The following is a 17764-nucleotide window of genomic DNA, read 5'->3' as shown; positions in this document are numbered from 1 at the left end:
GCCAATCTTTACGAGCTTTTATTTGCTGTTGTTGTTTATTCATGGATAAAGATTTTCAACTTTACACCATAAATTTAAGTCATTTTTGTAGCGGATCTATTGATACTTTACACTTTATTTTAAAAGTCGTTTAAATTTTTATTTTTCTCAGAAGCTTCATTAATATAGCTTTAAAGTTATCAAGTCACTTACTGTTTTTTTCTATTTAGATCTTATCCTGTAAAGTTGAGAATCAAGATATTTTTCACGTTTTATATCTCCGTTACGAGGATTTTCTTTAATTTCTGTATAGCAATAAATAAACTTCAAGCTTATTCATCTGAAAAATAATTCCAAGACTTATTCTAGCCATGATCAACTCTTTTTTTATGTATGAGTAGCCTGAATATTTTTCCTAAGATAAGCTTTGTGAAAAATTCTTGTTTGTATTTGTATTATAATTTTTTTTAACGATAAATTTAAAAGTTTCGTAATCAGGTTGTTATGTGATGCGGTGTTAATGCAGTGTGAATTATTTTAGATTGTTTATTTAAATTTATAGTAGAAAAGTATTATATACTGCTTTTTTATAATTCAGTTGTATAAAATATCTGGAAAATGAAAAAGTGATGTAATACATGTCTGGAGACCCATTTCATAAACCCAATTCTAAACACACTAAATTTTATACCATGAAAAAGACTTTATTACGTTATTTGAGTCCATTTTTTTTAGTTCGTTCTTAGGAGCACAGGTTGGAATAAATACACCCATACCAGGAAGTACCCTTACGGTTAATGGATCTATTGCAGGACAATACAAAACTGTTTCATCATCAGTTACTTTAAGTGCAAATGATTTCTACACGGCATTTAATGGCAGTATAGCTGGTACATTTTCCTTACCTGCTGCCACAGTTGCAGCTCCTGCTCAGGGAAATATACTGGGGAGAGTGTATTATATTAAAAATACAGGTAGTGCCCAGCTTACTGTTGCAGCTAATGGATCGGAATTGATCGACGATCAGGCTGGTTCTGGAGTTTCAAGCTTTAAATTGAATCCAAAAGGATATGCTATGTTAATCAGTAAGGGAACTATTACTGGCATTACATGGGAACTGGCTGCCTTAATAGATAAAACAACTTCAACAATTGCAGCATTGGCTGCTACTGACGAGGTCACTTATACAGGAACTGCACTTACTAATTTTAATAACAGTATTCCACAAATCATCCCATTTGCAGTGAGTGATCTCATTGTTAATCAGGGAGGCTCTGTATCATGGAATGATGCAGGAGATTATTGGCAGATACTTGAATCAGGTATTTACAAAATAGAAGGCTATGCTTATTTTGGTAGTGGGGGAGCTGTTTCAGGAACGGGAGCTTTTACAGGAATCAACTTGAATATTACCAGGAATGGAACTGCTCTTTCAAATATTATTGGTGGAAACAGGGGCAATATTGATAATGTTACTGCATCAGGCGGAAATACACCTATAAATGTAAATTGCATTGTTCATCTTAATGCTGGAGATAAAATCTATCTTACCATGAACTGGGGAGCACTAAATAAACCTACCTTAGATGCTCATATTTCAGTGCCAAATTCTTTAGTGGAGAACCGTAATTTTTCACTTCAACAGTTGTCTGTACCATAACTGTAAATTGATAATAAAAGGTATTTATACTTTTATTTTCCTGAGAATAAGAGAGAAAAAGACAAATAATATAGTGGCTCAAGCTATATGTAAAAGTTCAGATCTGATAAATAACTTGGAAGTTATCAAGCCATTTACTGTTTTTTTTTCTATTGTAGATCTTATCTTGTAAATGAGAATCAAAATGTTTTTTCATTTTTTGTAGTCCATTATTAGTATTTTCTTTAATATTTAGTTGCAGATTTGATTTTTTTAGTCATACGTACATAATACGTATTGATATTAGTTGGTACATAATATTTTTTTATTCTCTTTGCGGGAATTAAAAAACAAATAAATGAAAAAATTATTTTTAATGGCTGCGTGCGTTTTCTCCTCAGCCGTTTATTCTCAGGTAGGGGTCAACACAGAAGCTCCCAATGCCACTTTCGATATTAAAGCGAAGAATGCTACAGGGTCTATGACCAATATAGACGGATTGTTAATCCCCAGGGTAGACAGAGAAAGAGCCCTGAACATGTCTCATGTTAAAGCTTCTACCCTTATTTATGTTGATAATATAAGTACAGGTACTGCAACGGGGCAGGCTTCTAATGTGGTTTCAACTGGGTTTTATTATTTTGATGAAACTTTAAACAAATGGGTACGGCTGCTTACAGACGCTAAGTCAATTGTATCAGATCTTAAGATTCCCGTAAATGTTTTGTATGCCAGATCAACGTATACCACAGAGAAGGATGGAAGCAATACAGTAAATCCGCTCTGGTTTAATGCAACAGATCATATCAATAATGAATATATCTCTACTGGAAATTCAGGGGAATTTATAGTAAATAAAGGAGGGCTATATACTTTTGATGTTCGGGAGAAACTTACAAATGTTCCTGAGAAAGAGCTTAGTGTTTCACTTCAGATACCAGGAAGTACGCCGCAGAATTTGGTGAATATAGCAACGGCTCTGTTTAAGCTGATAGAGAAAACAGCGAATTATGCATCTGCGACTCATGGTGTAGGGCTAGGATTGAATGCTGGAAATGTAAATATAATGTATGAAGGAAGTAGATTGACAGACTCAAGTTGCCATACTTTTATAGCGACAACAATCAAATTAAATGCCGGAGATAAATTTAGTCTAAAAACAGTGATGGCTAAATCAGGAAAATATCGAGAAGGAGGAGGTCATATTTCCGTAATGTACACACCAATACCATAGTTCGAAAAGGTTCTAAAAACTACATAAATGATGGGGAAGATGTAATGAAGAGGCTATCTTGAGAAAATCAGTTTCCCTGCTGATTTTCTTTTTTTTTAAAAATAATTTCAATTACGTGGGTTTACTACTAAAGATTTGAATATTTTTTAGAATTCTCCAATTAAAATAGTATAAATTAAGCTCAGATAGCGAATAACTCTATAAAATTGATATACTATTGTGTTTTTGAAATTTACTTGCTTAACTTTATTCGTTAGTTGGGTGAATAATAAATAATGGGCGTTTTGGGCTCTGTTTGTTACAATACACGAGGTGAGAACTAAAGTTTATATTGAATTAAAAGAAATTTTTTTTGTTTCATACATCTGAAATAACAAAAAATGTCAGATTGTCTTTTTTGTATTCATAAAATAGATACTGATTTCATACTTTAATGTATTGTTTTGAGATTGTAACATATTGGTAATTTGGTGTTTATGTGATACGTATACTATGCGTACTGTAGTTTGAAATTAATCATTTCTTTTTTGTTTTCTTTGTAAAAAAATAAGTAAAAGGTCTCAATCAAAAATATTTTTAATAGTGTTCTTAAAATAAAGTAAATAATTTATTATTACAATTTTCATAAAATTATTGATTCTGACAACAAATCAAACATTTCTATATTTTAACAAATGATGAGAAAGATGTAATGAAGAGGCTATCTTAAGAAAATCAGTTTCCCTGCTGATTTTCTTTTTTTTGAATGTAAAATTTTAAACTATAGATAGAATTCAGAAAATGATTATGGAAGGATCCGGGCATTTATTATTTAAAGAAACTTATCTTATAACACCATTTGGAAATCTTGAAATGTGACTGGTAGTAATAGTAATTCAAATAAAAGGTGCTATCATAAGATTATTTTCCTAATGTAACAAATACTTTCCGTTGATATTATTGAATATAGAGATGTTATTGAGAGAACCCACTCATTTTATTTGATTTGGGTGGGAAAATTATTCTATACATCTATTTTTCCATTATTAATTGGTACTAACTTATACTTCAGCTACGTTCAAAAATTTCTGGGATATTTGTCCTGAGTATTGAAAATATTTTTTTTAAAACCGATGGGTATTATTTGTTACCAAACATCTAATCTTAATATCCACTGCATTTACACCTAAATTGAAGTTTTATTTTGTAATTAATTGATATTTAGTATTTTATTAAATACGTATTTGTTACGTAACCTATTTTTTTAAGTTGATCTTTTATTTTATTTTCTTGTGGAATATTTGATAAATCATATAAGTCAATGAGTTCTGTTAATACTATTTTAGTAATTATAACTTTTCTAGTTATTTTTTTTACATATAAACATAAATAGGGAAGGGAACTTTCGAATATGACAAAACTTTTACTCAGCCAAATGTGAAAGAGCTATCGTATGCAACAATATCAATTTATTTAAAAAATAACACAAAAAATAAAAATTTATTTATTATGATCTCAAAAAAAATAATTACAATCGGTTTACTCTCTGTAAACACAGTTATTTTTGCTCAGGCGGGGAATGTGGGAATTAATACCACAACTCCCGGGACAACACTTGATGTGAACGGAGCAATCACGAATAGAGAAACGGCGGTAGCAGTCTCCGGCAATGCCGTCACAGTACCGGCTAATGTAAGCCAGGTACAGCTTACGGGAGCTGCCACGGCCACAGTAACGATCACTGCACCGGCTGCTCCCAATGCAGGACAGCGTCTTGTTATCTTCAACAATACAACAGGCGGTTTTGAAGCCACGCTGAACGGGGTTACCATCCCCAATGGAAAAGCTCTGGAGTATGTATACAGCAACTCCGGATGGAGGTCTACGGATGGAGGTGCTGTAGGAACAGCAGGTGTTAATATTTACAACGCTAATGGCAGCCTTACCAGTAACCGTACCGTATCACAGGGAGCTAATACCCTGTCATTTGCAGGAAATCAGGTCAACGCATTTTCTGTTGATGGAAATACCTTATCCGTAGATGCAGCCAATCATAGGATAGGGATAGGTACAAGTACACCTACCGCCCAGTTGCAGACTACAGGTAATATGATTTTGGGCACTGCCAACTCCAGTAATGGTGGTTCAGGATATTCGACAGTAGTAAGAGACAATATAACGGGAGAGCTGAAGACCGCTTCTTCCAGTACAGGAAATAATTTTGCTTTTAATTATATTACCTATCAATTAAATAATGTGAAACGGGATTGGGCAAGTGATTTCAATACCAATATTCCTAGTTCCCAATATACTGTAGCAATTATTGGAAGTGAATTCAAGCCAGGGGGAATCAGTGTTGGTCTTAAGATTACTAGTAGTATAACTACTAGTGCAACTTATACACCATTAAATGTATATGCTTTTGAAAGTGGAGGTACTTGGCATCTTTCTGCTGATTATGTGAATGGGACTACTTCAGGCGATACTGATGGAAGCTGGACTCTTTACTGTTTAGTAATCAACAATACAGTCTTAAAATCATTAGGTACAGTAACAGCTAATTTAGGAGGCAATAGCGTCGGTTCGGCAAATATACCTTCCGGGTTATAAGATCGGGAAATACTACAATATTACTAATAATATTGTAAAATTCAAATTGTAGCTATTTGTGATATTAAATAATAAATGAAAAAAGCTCTCAAGAATGTTTATACAATAATTGATAGTATGATGATATAAATAATTTGAAACTCTATCAAAAACGTTTTCTGAAAACTTAACAAATGATGAGGAAGGATGTAATGTAGAAGCTATCTAAAGAAAATCAGTTTCCCTGCTGATTTTCTTTTTTTTAAATGTAAAATTTTAAACTATAGATAGAATTCAAAAAATGATTAGGGAATGATACGGGGCATTTATGCTCCGCATTTATTATTTAAAGAAACTTATCTTACAACATCATTTGTAAATCTTGAAATGTGACTGAGAATAATAGTAATCTAAGTAATGGTCCTATCATAAGATTATTTTCCTAATGTAACTACTACTTTCCGTTGATATTGAATATAGAAATGTTACTGAGAGAACCTAATCATTTTATTTGATTTGGGTGGGAAAGGAAGGAAAATTATTCTATACATCTATTTTTACATTATTAATTGGTATTAACAGATGCTTCAGTTAGCTTTAAATTTCTGGGATATTTGTCCTGAGTATTTTAAAATACTTTTTTTAAAACCAATGGGTGTTATTTGTTGCCAAACATCTAATCTTAATATCCACTGCATTTACACCTAAATTGAAGTTTTGATCTTGTAATTAATTGATATTTAGTGTTTTGTTAAATACGTATTTGTTACGTAGCCTATTTTTCTAAGTTGATTTTTAATTTATTTTTCTTTGTAAAAGTTTTGGGTGATGATGTATAATTAATTAATTGGTAGATATTATTTTATAATTGTAGTTTTTTTTTATACGTAAGTTCACAAATAGGGAATGGGATTTTCTGATTTATTACAATTTTTACTCGGTAAAATTTGAAGGAGCGGAATAGTCTTAAACAATATCATTCTTTTTTAAATAACACAAAAAAAATAATTTATTTATTATGAAATCAAAAAAAATAATTGTAATCGGTTTACTTTCTGTAAACACCGGCCTTTTTGCTCAGGCAGGTAATGTGGGGATTAATACTGCAACTCCTCAAAAAATGCTTCACGTCAACGGATCGTTGCAGATCGTGAATGAGCTGAATGTAGGAGGAGATGCTTCTACTACTGGGTCGTCAGGAATTGCCGGGCAGGTGCTCAAGTCCAACGGACCAGGAGCTGCTCCCACATGGCAAAATCTTGCAGGGGTTCCCAGTTCTACAGGAACGGTTATTGCGGTAAATGGACAATTTTTGGTGGCCCAGGAAATTATTGTACAAATGACTTCTGATTTCACGGTTACAGCTGGTTCCAATGGTGGTATTCCGGTTGCTATAGGAAGTTTAAATAATGAAATTGTAGATAATGAAAATCTTTATACGGGGTCACCATCCACTAATTCATTTAAAGTATCAGCTGATGGTGTATATCAGGTAACAATGAACGGACAGTTATCTACGACTAATGATAGTAATAATCAACCTACGATTCCAGTATTAGGCATATGGGATGATACAATTAGTGGCTGGGTGGCGCGTGTTAATGATGTGTATTGGGCAGGGTCAACAACAGGAGTTGGAGGCGGACCTAAGCAAACTTATACTCTCATCACCTCAATTCCTATGTTAGCTTCTCATACCTATTCTTTCAGACTGTATAATACAGTGGATGTAACAATCAGGCATTTAAGTTCAGGTACCACAGGTTCAGGGCCTGTTACTCAAATGTCTGTAAAACGATTAAAATAAGAATTACCAGCAAAACAGTCTAAAATTTAACAAATGATGAAGATAGGTAGATTTTAATACAAGTTACTCCATATCTACTGCGTTAATATATTTAGTGTGATTTTTTTATTGATGTTAGCTTAAGTAGATTATACGTATGTTGTTTTTTTGACTTCTAGGGTAATTTTCACGTAGTTTGTTTCAAATAAATCACAAGTATGAGAAAATTAAAAATACGAGTTGCTATTTTTACAGCAATTATTCCATCACTTGTATATGGACAGGTGGGTATCAATACAGCCAATCCCACTGAGGCTTTGGATGTTAATGGAAAGGTGAAAATTCGTAAACTGCAAACGCTGGCAAGTTCTACAGTTTACCCGTTGCACGCTGACGAAAATGGTGTAATAGGGAAGGCTAACCTCTCGCCACAGTCCCAAATAGCTTTTTACACATCCAGTGATGAATTTTCATTTCCTAAATCAAGCTATAATTCCGGGGAGGAGCAGATTGTTCCTATACAGTCTTCTCACGCATCCATAAATACATTAGGGACTGTGCTTTCAGCAGGTGGAAATATTATAATTAATCAAACGGGAACATATATGCTTTCAGGATCAATTACTCCACAGCTGACCATCAACAATGATGGTAATGGATTTATTTATATGGCTGTTAATATTGAAGTCAGTTCCAATGGAGGAGGGTTATGGTCATCTGTATCAGGAGGGAGACCTATATTTACAAGAGTAGATCCGGGGTTGATGAGAAACTACGTATTTACCATTCCTTCAGTAACAGTACAATTAGCAGCCGGCGACAGGCTGAGAATTAAGTTTTATAGAACTAAAGCATCCAATACGTTACAGGGATCAACGGTAAATGCTATAAGCTTGGGGGCCGGGTTTGGAGCACCCACTTATACATTGGCGATAACTAAATTGTAGTTTTAAATTATCGATACCTAGCAGATGTTCAACAAATATATATCCGTAGAATATTGGCTAACACGTACTTTATACGTACAGTAGTTTTGTTTTAAATGAAAAACTTGTGGTAATTTGTATTAGTGCTTAATTGGACGATTGTAAGAAGAATACAAGAAAAAAGGTTTAAGACAAAGAAATGTGACTGAAAACAGAAGAATTAAAGTTTAAAAATGTACTAGTATGTTTTTGTATAACTTAAAATCCCTAAATAATTAAAATTTTTAATGTAAAATTTTAAATCATGAATGTTAATTTTAAGAATATTCATATTGGTTCAATGGTTAAACAAAGGACTATTGAGCTGGACATGGATATTTCCCGTATTTGTAATTTCTTTAAGTGCAGTGCTGATGAAGTTGAAAAAATGTTTTTGCACGAAGATTTGCCAACCAATATCTTATTGAGCTGGTGTAAATTATTAGAGTATGATTTTTTCAGGACCTATTCACAACACTTAATTCTATTCTCGCCGCCAGCAAAAAAAGATGCTAGTAAAACAGAAAAGAAAAGAACTGAGCTGCCTCAATTCAGAAAGAATATCTATACTAAAGAAGTTATTGATTTCATTTTAGAACTTGTCAATTCACAACAAAAAACAAAGAGGCAGATTATTGATGAGTATAGAATTCCTAAAACAACTCTTTATAAGTGGATTATGAAATATAATAAAAAGGAGATAGAAGATAAAAAAAAATAATAAAAGTCGATTTGTCTGCCATTTACTCATCTATGTCGTCGATTTATATGACGGAATGAAATGTTTTTGGTAGTTATAAATAACCTATAAAAAAAATAATATGAATACTTTACAACCCAATTATAAGTTAATTTATCAGGATATTATAGCTAAAAAATATCCTGATAAAAAAGCTAAATGTGACAATATCCTTAATAAGAATGAGCTTTCTGTGTTAGATGTAATCAGATTGAATAACATCATCTTTGATAATATCAGTAATGAACATAGTACATCAAATCAAAGACTACGCTCATATGATAAAATAACAATACTTCAAATATTGGATTATCAAAAAAAACATCGGTTGAATAATACTGAAATTGCAATGAAATTTAATCTGAGTAGAAATACGATCAGTAAGTGGAAGAAGATTTTTTAATAAACCGGTAACGTTCGATTGATCTTGAAAACACTTAAAAATTATAAATAACTATAAAGATTTAATAGAAAATAAAATGTATGACTGATACGATCAAATCATTCGTTTCTTCTCAAAATAATAATCCAGGCATTAGACATACCCCGTTAAAAAAATTAGGTCTTATCGGGGGGATTTCGTGGCATTCAACTGTAGAATATTATAGTTACCTCAATCAACTAGTCAATAATTATTTTAATAACAATACAAACCCTCCCCTTATATTACTCAATCTTGATCAATGTTATATGCACTCTTTACAACGGTCGGGTAACTGGGATTCAATAGTCAAAATGCTGATTGATGCTTGTGATAAATTGCAGCAAGCCGGAGCTTCATCAGTTATTTTTTGCGCTAATACACCCCATAAAGTATATGATGAGGTACAACGGCACAGTACCATTCCTATATTACATATTGCTCATGCGATAGGAATGAGCATTAAGAAAAGAGGACTTTGTAAGGTTGGGTTAATTGGAACGATATTCACCATGGAAGAATCGTTTATTAAAGAAATATTGAAAGATGATTATAATATTACGGTGATTGTACCTGAAAAAGAAGAGAACAGGAAAAGACTTCATACAATAATACAAAATGAATTGTCTCACGGTATCATAAACCCTGAAACAAAAAAGTATATACTGGATCAGCTTATGTTGTTGGAAAAAAGGGGAGCTGAGGGGATCATACTTGGATGTACAGAATTTCCACTTATTATAAAACAAAATGATTTGGAAATTCCAATATTCAATACAACATTGATGCATGCTCAAATGGGAGCAGACTTTATACTTGGGCTTTTGAAGTACTAACGCTATACTATTTTAAAGAGTTTAATATGTTAATTTTAATATTCAAATAATAATGAAGAAAAAGATTTTATTTTCCATCATTTCTCCGATGGTTTTATTCATATTTATGGTGAGCCCGGTTATCAGAATGACCGCACAAAACATCAAAATTGATTCGGACACCTATAAAACACTCAGAATCAAACCCAGTGAAGCTGATCCCAACGTACGAAATTGGGATAGTGTGCATGTGGTGTATTATGATAGAGCCATTAAAAATAATAAGATATTATTATGGCTTACCGGTACTAATGGATCAACGAACCATTTGCCACAAAGTTTTTTTAAAACAGCACTGGATCAGGGGTATCGAATTATAGCCCTTTCTTTTATTAGTACGCCGGGAGTTTCACAGGTATGTGTGGGAAACAGGCTGAATGAAGATGTCAACTGTGCAGCAGAGTTTCGTAGAAAACGAATTTATGGTGACCAAGTTTTCTCATCTATTCCAGATCAATACCAGGATGCTATTATACCTCGTTTGATCAAGCTCCTGCAGTATTTGTCAAAAAACGATAAAGAAGGGGGATGGTCGCAATACTTAGATCAGAATATGGATAAACCGGTATGGAGTAAAATAGCTATAGCAGGCCAATCTCAAGGTGGGGGCATGGCCGAATTTATAGCTCAGCATGAATTGGTTGCGAGAGTACTTAGCTTTTCCGGAGGGTGGGATTATAGTAATTCAAAAATGAAAAAGATCGCCGGATGGTACTCTCAAAGGTCAATTACACCACCTGAAAATTTTTTTGCAACTTATCATGTACAGGAAGCAGCTGCCACACCATTAGCTGAAATAAGCAAAGCATTACATATACCTACAGATCATGTCTTTGCGCTTGATCAACCCCTTCAGAAACAAAAGAAGGGTAGTAACCCATTTCATACTGAAGGAATTGCAAATCCTGTATATAAAACTATATGGATAAAAATGCTTGGTTCTGGATTGTAGGAAATTCATTTGCTCTTCAAAATTTCCTTAAAAAAGATTTTCAATTTTCTGTTAAGTTTTCAAAAATAACATGCCGGTCTGAAATTATTAATAGCTTTTCTCTATAAAATGTAAATATTAACCTATAAATAGAAATAACAAATAATATTATGTTAAAAAATACTAATATATTGTAACTTTTCTGTATATTTGATTGAATATTATTCTGATTCTAAAAACACATAAAATTTATTTAAACACATGAAAAATTTATTCTTATTCTGTACGATCCTGATTTTTGGATTTTACAAATCTCAAGTAGGTATCAATACTCCAATACCTAAGGCTACATTGGATGTGGAAGGTCTAGCTACAAGCCCAACCACAATAGATGGCTTTATACCTCCCAGATTAACAGGGGACCAATTAAAAGCAAAAGATAACGTTTATTCATCTAATCAAACAGGTTCTATTGTTTATGTTACCGCGGCCACAAATTCACCTTCGGCAAAAACGATCAATGTAACTGCTGTAGGATATTACTCTTTTGATGGATCTGTATGGAAATCCCTTGCTAACCCGGCTTCTGGTGGTACAGTATTAGGATATAGTGCATTAGTGTATGGTAATAGCGTTCCATGGACTGTTGACAATGTTATTACTACCTTTGATATAAGCCAGGGAAGTGGTAATCTTGCATCATGGAGAACTAATAATACTACACTTACTGTTCCTGCTAATCAAGGGGGAACATATATAATTTCATATACAGCGGGACTTTTAATAAATGGCAATGTCCCGACTACCTATTCTTTCATGGCTTTTGCGACTCAGAACGGTAACCAGATAGGTAATCGTTCTACAACTGCAGTGCCTGGGGGAGCATCTACAAATTATGTAAACGAAACCGTTGCCATTACCTGGAGTGTAGTAGTAAATTTAGTAGCCGGGGATCAGATTCAAATGAAAGGATTTACTTATAATGCTTCCGGTAGTCCTACTTCTTTCAGAGTAGTACGTTTATCATTAGAAAAAGTAAATTAGTTTTAAAAAAAATAAAAGTAAGTCGTCTTGAAATAAGTTGGCCTAAAATATAAATATAAAAAATCCGGAGAAATTTTTTCTTCGGATTTTTTATATTAAGACTTAAATATGGTGTCTCGTGTTGTAGTATAATTGCTCCTTTTTACATAGGTGTAAGTCATGTGTATCCTTTGCTTTTTAAGAACGAAATCTTGCTTAATAACCCACTAATTCTTCCTAGTAAAGTATTTTCTCTAATAAAGGTTAATGTCACCTGTTGTACTGTTAAAAAGAACAACCTGTATATAATTACTCTATTAGAATGGAAGTATACCTCAATACTGCCATACTTGAAGGCATAATAATTTCAGACCAGCATATTACTTCTATTTGAAAACCGCCCATTGCCACCCATTGGGAAATGTCGAAATCATAATATCCTAAGTCGAAATTATCAAGATTTTTATCAAATAATAGAACTGTAATTGAAAAACTCTCTCCCTCAACGACTGAAGGCAATTCTGAAATAGGTTTATATAAGGGTTTCATATTTTGATTTATTCATAATTTTAAAAAGTTTCACAAAAAAATCTTCCATTTAGGGACTGTATTTTTACTCACATTAAACTTTATTATAATTCATTCGTTTACTATCAGTTATGAACCAATCAAAGCAATAATATTCTGGATATTCTTAAATATTATTGCAATTTACCATGAAATTGATGAAATATAATAGTTGTCGGTGATTTTCTGTATTGATGCCTATTTATATTTACAGATGCAACTGGAAGAATAATTGCTGTAAAAATAGCAACTCAAATTTTTAATTTATTCATGTTCTGTGATTTATTGGAATAAATTACGTGAAAATTACCCTAGAAGTCAAAAAAACAACATACGTATAATCTACTTAATCTAACATAAATAAAAAATTCACAGTAAATATTCAACGGAGTAGATATTGGTCAAGGCAGTTAATACAATTTTTCAGATTCTATTTGAACTATATTAAATACTTGTTTCTTCAATAATTTATTGTTTTATTTTAGTAATGTTTACAAATTTCATGAGTACGACAAAGTTATGACTTTAGAGATTCCGTTGTCCAGCTTTACATCATCAACACCATGCAATAACTATATAAATGCCGCAAGTTCATAATTTATAGCCTGAATAAGAGAATCCTGGAAGAATTAATAGAATAAGAGAAAATAATCAGGTATCTGTCCAGATGTAGAGAAGCCGATTATGAAATAAAAAAAATTAGAAATCCCCCTTTTATTAACATCCAGAGCTGAGATTTGTTACTTACTAAAGCTTACATTAAAAACATATTAGAGTCGTATTAAAGTTTGATTATAATTTTGCAACATAGTTGCATTTTACTGGATTCTAATCTACATTTGTCAGACAAATTTTTAAAAAATATTATGAACAGCAAAATTAAGATTACAAGTACCCTAAAACAATTAGTATGAGTTTATTCATTGTATTTTATGCTTCGTCTTGTGCGGAAAATGAAAACAACGACGATACAAAACCACTTTCTGTATCTGAGGACAATGAAGGGGAACTAAAAAGACTAAAAGTTAGTGAAGAGGACTTGTTAAAATCTGGTTGGAAATTAATTAAAGATGTTAAATCGCCTTTTATGTAAAAAAATACGAATGAATACTCCAACGCGCAAAAGAACACAGCAACTTTTACTGAACAAAGATTTAATTTAACTGCTGATCACTTACAGCAATTAGGTTACAATGTAAATAGCCCTAAAAGCATAATAGAAAAATTTATTTTTAAAGGGGTACGTCCAGATGGACTTAAATTTAATTCAGGCCTTAAGGTAGATGGTGTTTCTTATCAGGCCGATGGAGATGCGTATGTCCTTCTGGGGAAACCCTCAATAAAAGTGCTCGATGATAATTTACAAATGCCTGATGAAGTTTATACAACTTATGTGGAAAATAATACCAATAAGCCTGCTACTCTTAAAAAAAAATATACATACAAACAAGGCTATCAAACGTCTTGGCAGCGTACAATAAGCGGATCTCTTTCGGTTAATGCAACATGTTCAATTGGAATTCCTATGGCTGGAGCGGAATTGAGTACATCAGTAACAGTTGGTGGAGAAACTACATCCACCGAAAAAACTATTGAAGATGAAGTAGAAGTAAAAGTGCCAGCTCATTCTAGAAAAAAGGTTGCCATTGTAACAAAAATAAGAAAATCCACAGTAAATTATTCTGTTCCTATTTCTGTGCGCGGAGGCTGTATGGCAAATTTTCCTAAAAGTGTTGATGGTCATTATTTCCATTATTTTAATGCCGCGGGAATAAATAATGATGGAAAAGGTAATAATGGTCTAACGAATGGGGGATTGAGATCAGAAGCAGGTAAAGCTGAATCTATGAACCGTGTTGAAACTAAAATTTTAATAAGCGAACCTGAAGCATTAAAAATTTAAAAGGAAAAGAGTTTCATCACTGTTAAATTGTTATAATTAGAATTTTTTAGACAATTGCTCAATAATAGTTTTAATTTACTATTAGCTTTTAAAGAAAGATCCATCAAAGGAATCTAAACAGAATTTTTAATTACTGAATATCAAAGAATGGGTCCGATACAAAGTCGGGCTCATTCTTATTTTGTGAAGTATCAATAGATCAACTACAAAAATAGGTTAGTTTATGGAATAAAATTTATGTAAATGAATAAACAGCAACATGGCAAGACTTGCAAGTTAGAATCTCGTGAAGTGTATATTTGAGTATTGAACAGGATTATTGATAATTTACTGAATTCTTTCATACACAATCATTTCTCCGTTTCTTTTATCGGAGAAATTAACCATTAAGATTTACGATGATTAAATTATGAGGCAAAACATTAAAAGCCACCCGAGATTGAGATCAAGTTTCATTTTACTGCTTGATGAATTAATTGATAAAAAAATTCCGCAGCAGCATTTTTGATCCGGGAAGACTTTATAAGCTTAAATAATTAGAAGCCCATTGCTTAATCTGATGTTATAATGGAATAAGTGAATTTTTAAGTACATTGAATGAATAAGAATTACCAAGACTCCCTCTATCTCCTTAATACATATTAAAGGCAGTTGTCTGTATTAATCAACAAACTTCTATATTTTAAAATCTTACCTATTATTATGGAGATTTTGAAGTACCCTAACATGGTGGTCACTGTCGAAATATTTTAGCTAATGATTATCCTATAACTTATACCATATCATTATGACATCATTTTAATAAGTATTGATACATGATAGTTGCGCAATTTTGTTCAGATCTTCAACAAAAGTGTTCGGAAAATATACCGCTGAGGTCACTCGGACGGACGAGACATTTTTTTTAATGTTTTGTCCGTCTTTTTTTGTTCGCAAACTATTGTTATAGGTAAGATATAGGGTAGTGCAAAATTTAATTTGGTGTTCGAAACGTATTTTCTTCAAATTCAGGTTGGGAATAAAAAAAAGTAATTTTTACATTAATAATAGCTAACAATTAACTCTGTTAGATTGGAATATTCGTAAACTTTATGATGATAATACACTCAATAATGAAAAAAGTCTTGGTAATGTCATATAATGTTATTAGCTTTATAATGAATTCCGAATTACAATATTATTACACCTCACTAAATTTATTAATCATGAAAAAGCAAATCTTTATCGTTGCGTTGTCTCTGGGAGCAACCGCCTTAGGAACCCAGCGGGTTATGGCACAACATTCAGAGCAGGTGAGTACATCAGTCAATATTATTTTATCAGATGTTATTGCAATGGATATTGGCTCTGCTGCTTCAGAAGGCGCTGTAGATTTTAATTATGGGAACACAAAAGATTATAATTCATCAAAAAATGTGACCGTTCCCAATAGTTTAGTCATTATTTCCTCTAAAAATTTTGATGTAAAAGTAAAATCTGAAGGTGCACACTTTGTAAGTGGCGCAAATGTCATTCCTGTAGATATATTACAGGTAAAAGCAATACCAGGGGGAAGTATGGTGGGAACTCTGAATGAGGTCACTTTATCTCCAAATGATCAGGTGCTGGTGAGTAATGCAGGTTTAGGTACTAAACAGTCTTTAAATATTGCTTACTCTATTTCTGCGGAAAATGCATCCAAGGTACTTTTAGGAAAACCACAGGGAACTTATACACAAAAAATAACTTATACTGCCACTGCATTGTAAGTCAATACCAATTTTAAATAGAAAAGCCCTCGATACTACAAAAGTATCGGGGGCTTTCCCATTTATCATATGAAGAAACCTTGTAGTGATTTTACTACACGAACTTCCTTTTTCCACTACAAAGAAAATTTTAGCACCACTATAAATTTGCAGTATACAAAAGATAACAATTAAATAAAAATAACAATAAAATATTACTGCCATGACAAAAGTAATTACAATCACAGCCTTAACTATTGGAGCAATCATATTTGGAACTAATAATGTTCAAGCTCAGAATACAACCGCAACTACAACGGTAAACATCACCCTGAACGATGTGATCTCTATTGATGCAGGAAGTACAGCCATTGGTAATACGGTAGATTTTAACTATGTTACTGCAGCAGACTATAATTCTGATCAGACGATTACTAAAGCGAACTCTTTAAAAGTTACTTCCACAAAGAATTTTAATGTTAAAGTAAAAGCAGGAGGCGCTAATTTTATGAATGGAACGAATTTAATCCCTGTCAATGTTCTGACGATCAAAGCAGCTACAGCAGCCGGAACCATGGGCGGAACAAAAAATACTGTCGTTTTATCTGCAACGGATCAGAATTTAGTTACCAACGCTCCTCTTGGAAGTGCCTTAACACTGAACCTGGATTATACTATTCCGGCAGCAAAATCATCATCTTCTGATATTTTAGGTAAGCCGGCCGGAACTTATACGCAAACAGTAACGTATACTGCAACAGCTTTATAAATTAATTTTTCATATTAATATTTTGTGATTTGGTGTTTCGAAGGCTTCCTCAGGGGGCCTTTGATTTTGTATGTGAGGGTTTTTCTATTTATCATATGAATAAACCTTGTAGTGATTTTACTACATGAACTTCCTTTTTCCACTACAAGGAAACTTTTACCACCACTATAAATTTGCAGTATACAAAAGATAACAATTAAATAAAAATAACAATTAAATATTACTGCCATGACAAAACTAATTACAATCACAGCCTTAACTTTTGGAGCAATGATACTAGGAACTAATAATGTTCAAGCTCAGAATACAACCGCAACTACAACGGTAAACATCACCCTGAACGATGTGATCTCTATCGATGCAGGAAGCACAGCCATTGGTAATACGGTAGATTTTAACTACGTTACTGCAGCAGACTATAATTCTGATCAGACGATTACTAAAGCGAACTCTTTAAAAGTTACTTCCACAAAGAACTTTAATGTTAAAGTAAAAGCAGGAGGCGCTAATTTTATGAATGGAACCAACTTAATTCCTGTCAATGTTCTGACGATCAAAGCAGCTACAGCAGCCGGAACCATGGGCGGAACAAAAAATACTGTAGTTTTATCTGCAACGGATCAGAATTTAGTTACCAA

At 32.7% G+C, this 17764-nt stretch carries 15 protein-coding genes; 14 read left to right on the top strand and 1 reads right to left on the bottom strand.

Going from position 1 to position 17764, the window contains the following annotated elements; genetic code table 11:
• Window positions 1-931: 931 nt before the first annotated feature.
• The 9 genes from FFS26_RS21790 (at window position 932) to FFS26_RS21745 (ending at window position 12181) form a co-directional block, all read left to right on the top strand.
• A complete protein-coding gene (locus tag FFS26_RS21790) occupies window positions 932-1639 on the top strand; it encodes a hypothetical protein (protein WP_137906145.1) in 708 nt (235 codons plus the stop codon).
• Between the two features lie 337 nt (window positions 1640-1976).
• Complete coding sequence (locus FFS26_RS21785; RefSeq protein WP_137906144.1) at window positions 1977-2852, top strand: hypothetical protein; 876 nt, start codon at window positions 1977-1979, stop codon at window positions 2850-2852.
• Between the two features lie 1488 nt (window positions 2853-4340).
• Window positions 4341-5441 carry a hypothetical protein gene (locus FFS26_RS21780; protein ID WP_137906143.1) on the top strand — a complete coding sequence of 367 codons (1101 nt, stop codon included), beginning with the start codon at window positions 4341-4343 and terminating at the stop codon, window positions 5439-5441.
• A 997-nt stretch (window positions 5442-6438) separates the two neighbouring features.
• Window positions 6439-7227 (top strand): hypothetical protein, encoded by a 789-nt coding sequence (locus FFS26_RS21775; protein WP_137906142.1) that lies wholly within the window; start codon window positions 6439-6441, stop codon window positions 7225-7227.
• 197 nt (window positions 7228-7424) lie between these two features.
• On the top strand, window positions 7425-8153 hold the full coding sequence (locus FFS26_RS21770; protein ID WP_137906141.1) for a hypothetical protein: 729 nt from the start codon (window positions 7425-7427) through the stop codon (window positions 8151-8153).
• A 283-nt stretch (window positions 8154-8436) separates the two neighbouring features.
• Window positions 8437-8892 carry a transposase gene (locus tag FFS26_RS21765; RefSeq protein WP_137906140.1) on the top strand — a complete coding sequence of 152 codons (456 nt, stop codon included), beginning with the start codon at window positions 8437-8439 and terminating at the stop codon, window positions 8890-8892.
• A gap of 501 nt (window positions 8893-9393) precedes the next feature.
• Complete coding sequence (locus FFS26_RS21755) at window positions 9394-10167, top strand: aspartate/glutamate racemase family protein (protein ID WP_137906138.1); 774 nt, start codon at window positions 9394-9396, stop codon at window positions 10165-10167.
• 52 nt (window positions 10168-10219) lie between these two features.
• Window positions 10220-11158 (top strand): BPSS1187 family protein, encoded by a 939-nt coding sequence (locus FFS26_RS21750; protein ID WP_137906137.1) that lies wholly within the window; start codon window positions 10220-10222, stop codon window positions 11156-11158.
• 240 nt (window positions 11159-11398) lie between these two features.
• Window positions 11399-12181 (top strand): hypothetical protein, encoded by a 783-nt coding sequence (locus tag FFS26_RS21745; RefSeq protein WP_137906136.1) that lies wholly within the window; start codon window positions 11399-11401, stop codon window positions 12179-12181.
• 288 nt (window positions 12182-12469) lie between these two features.
• On the opposite strand, the gene FFS26_RS21740 is transcribed toward FFS26_RS21745, so the two are convergent.
• The gene (locus FFS26_RS21740) at window positions 12470-12709 is read right to left on the bottom strand and encodes a hypothetical protein (protein WP_137906135.1); all 240 of its coding nucleotides are present in this window, start codon (window positions 12707-12709) and stop codon (window positions 12470-12472) included.
• Between the two features lie 928 nt (window positions 12710-13637).
• Between FFS26_RS21740 and FFS26_RS21735 the strand changes: the two genes are divergently transcribed.
• The 5 genes from FFS26_RS21735 to FFS26_RS21715 form a co-directional block, all read left to right on the top strand.
• Window positions 13638-13820, top strand: a complete 183-nt coding sequence (locus FFS26_RS21735; RefSeq protein WP_137906134.1) for a hypothetical protein — start codon at window positions 13638-13640, stop codon at window positions 13818-13820.
• A gap of 273 nt (window positions 13821-14093) precedes the next feature.
• Window positions 14094-14630: an ETX/MTX2 family pore-forming toxin gene (locus tag FFS26_RS21730; RefSeq protein ID WP_137906133.1), complete on the top strand. Its 537-nt coding sequence runs from the start codon at window positions 14094-14096 to the stop codon at window positions 14628-14630.
• Window positions 14631-15835: 1205 nt separating this feature from the next.
• The gene (locus FFS26_RS21725; protein ID WP_137906132.1) at window positions 15836-16378 is read left to right on the top strand and encodes a peptidoglycan-binding protein LysM; all 543 of its coding nucleotides are present in this window, start codon (window positions 15836-15838) and stop codon (window positions 16376-16378) included.
• Between the two features lie 202 nt (window positions 16379-16580).
• The gene (locus FFS26_RS21720; protein ID WP_110011203.1) at window positions 16581-17126 is read left to right on the top strand and encodes a peptidoglycan-binding protein LysM; all 546 of its coding nucleotides are present in this window, start codon (window positions 16581-16583) and stop codon (window positions 17124-17126) included.
• A 228-nt stretch (window positions 17127-17354) separates the two neighbouring features.
• Window positions 17355-17764, top strand: a 410-nt coding sequence (locus tag FFS26_RS21715; protein ID WP_137906131.1) for a peptidoglycan-binding protein LysM, incomplete at its 3' end; no start/stop codon positions are given.

Origin of the sequence: Chryseobacterium sp. 2VB (assembly GCF_005503635.1) — a bacterium.
GTDB lineage: Bacteria > Bacteroidota > Bacteroidia > Flavobacteriales > Weeksellaceae > Chryseobacterium > Chryseobacterium cupriresistens.
Note: the sequence above shows the minus strand (reverse complement) of the source record. Positions and strands in the feature narration are given on the sequence as shown.

Bases quoted from the DNA above. Each gene is read 5' to 3' on its own strand.
- FFS26_RS21780 (WP_137906143.1), top strand. From the start codon at position 4,341: ATGATCTCAAAAAAAATAATTACAATCGGTTTACTCTCTGTAAACACA.
- FFS26_RS21725 (WP_137906132.1), top strand. From the start codon at position 15,836: ATGAAAAAGCAAATCTTTATCGTTGCGTTGTCTCTGGGAGCAACCGCC.
- FFS26_RS21750 (WP_137906137.1), top strand. From the start codon at position 10,220: ATGAAGAAAAAGATTTTATTTTCCATCATTTCTCCGATGGTTTTATTC.
- FFS26_RS21745 (WP_137906136.1), top strand. From the start codon at position 11,399: ATGAAAAATTTATTCTTATTCTGTACGATCCTGATTTTTGGATTTTAC.
- FFS26_RS21755 (WP_137906138.1), top strand. From the start codon at position 9,394: ATGACTGATACGATCAAATCATTCGTTTCTTCTCAAAATAATAATCCA.
- FFS26_RS21775 (WP_137906142.1), top strand. From the start codon at position 6,439: ATGAAATCAAAAAAAATAATTGTAATCGGTTTACTTTCTGTAAACACC.
- FFS26_RS21785 (WP_137906144.1), top strand. From the start codon at position 1,977: ATGAAAAAATTATTTTTAATGGCTGCGTGCGTTTTCTCCTCAGCCGTT.
- FFS26_RS21735 (WP_137906134.1), top strand. From the start codon at position 13,638: ATGAGTTTATTCATTGTATTTTATGCTTCGTCTTGTGCGGAAAATGAA.
- FFS26_RS21730 (WP_137906133.1), top strand. From the start codon at position 14,094: ATGCCTGATGAAGTTTATACAACTTATGTGGAAAATAATACCAATAAG.
- FFS26_RS21765 (WP_137906140.1), top strand. From the start codon at position 8,437: ATGAATGTTAATTTTAAGAATATTCATATTGGTTCAATGGTTAAACAA.
- FFS26_RS21740 (WP_137906135.1), bottom strand. From the start codon at position 12,709: ATGAAACCCTTATATAAACCTATTTCAGAATTGCCTTCAGTCGTTGAG.
- FFS26_RS21720 (WP_110011203.1), top strand. From the start codon at position 16,581: ATGACAAAAGTAATTACAATCACAGCCTTAACTATTGGAGCAATCATA.
- FFS26_RS21770 (WP_137906141.1), top strand. From the start codon at position 7,425: ATGAGAAAATTAAAAATACGAGTTGCTATTTTTACAGCAATTATTCCA.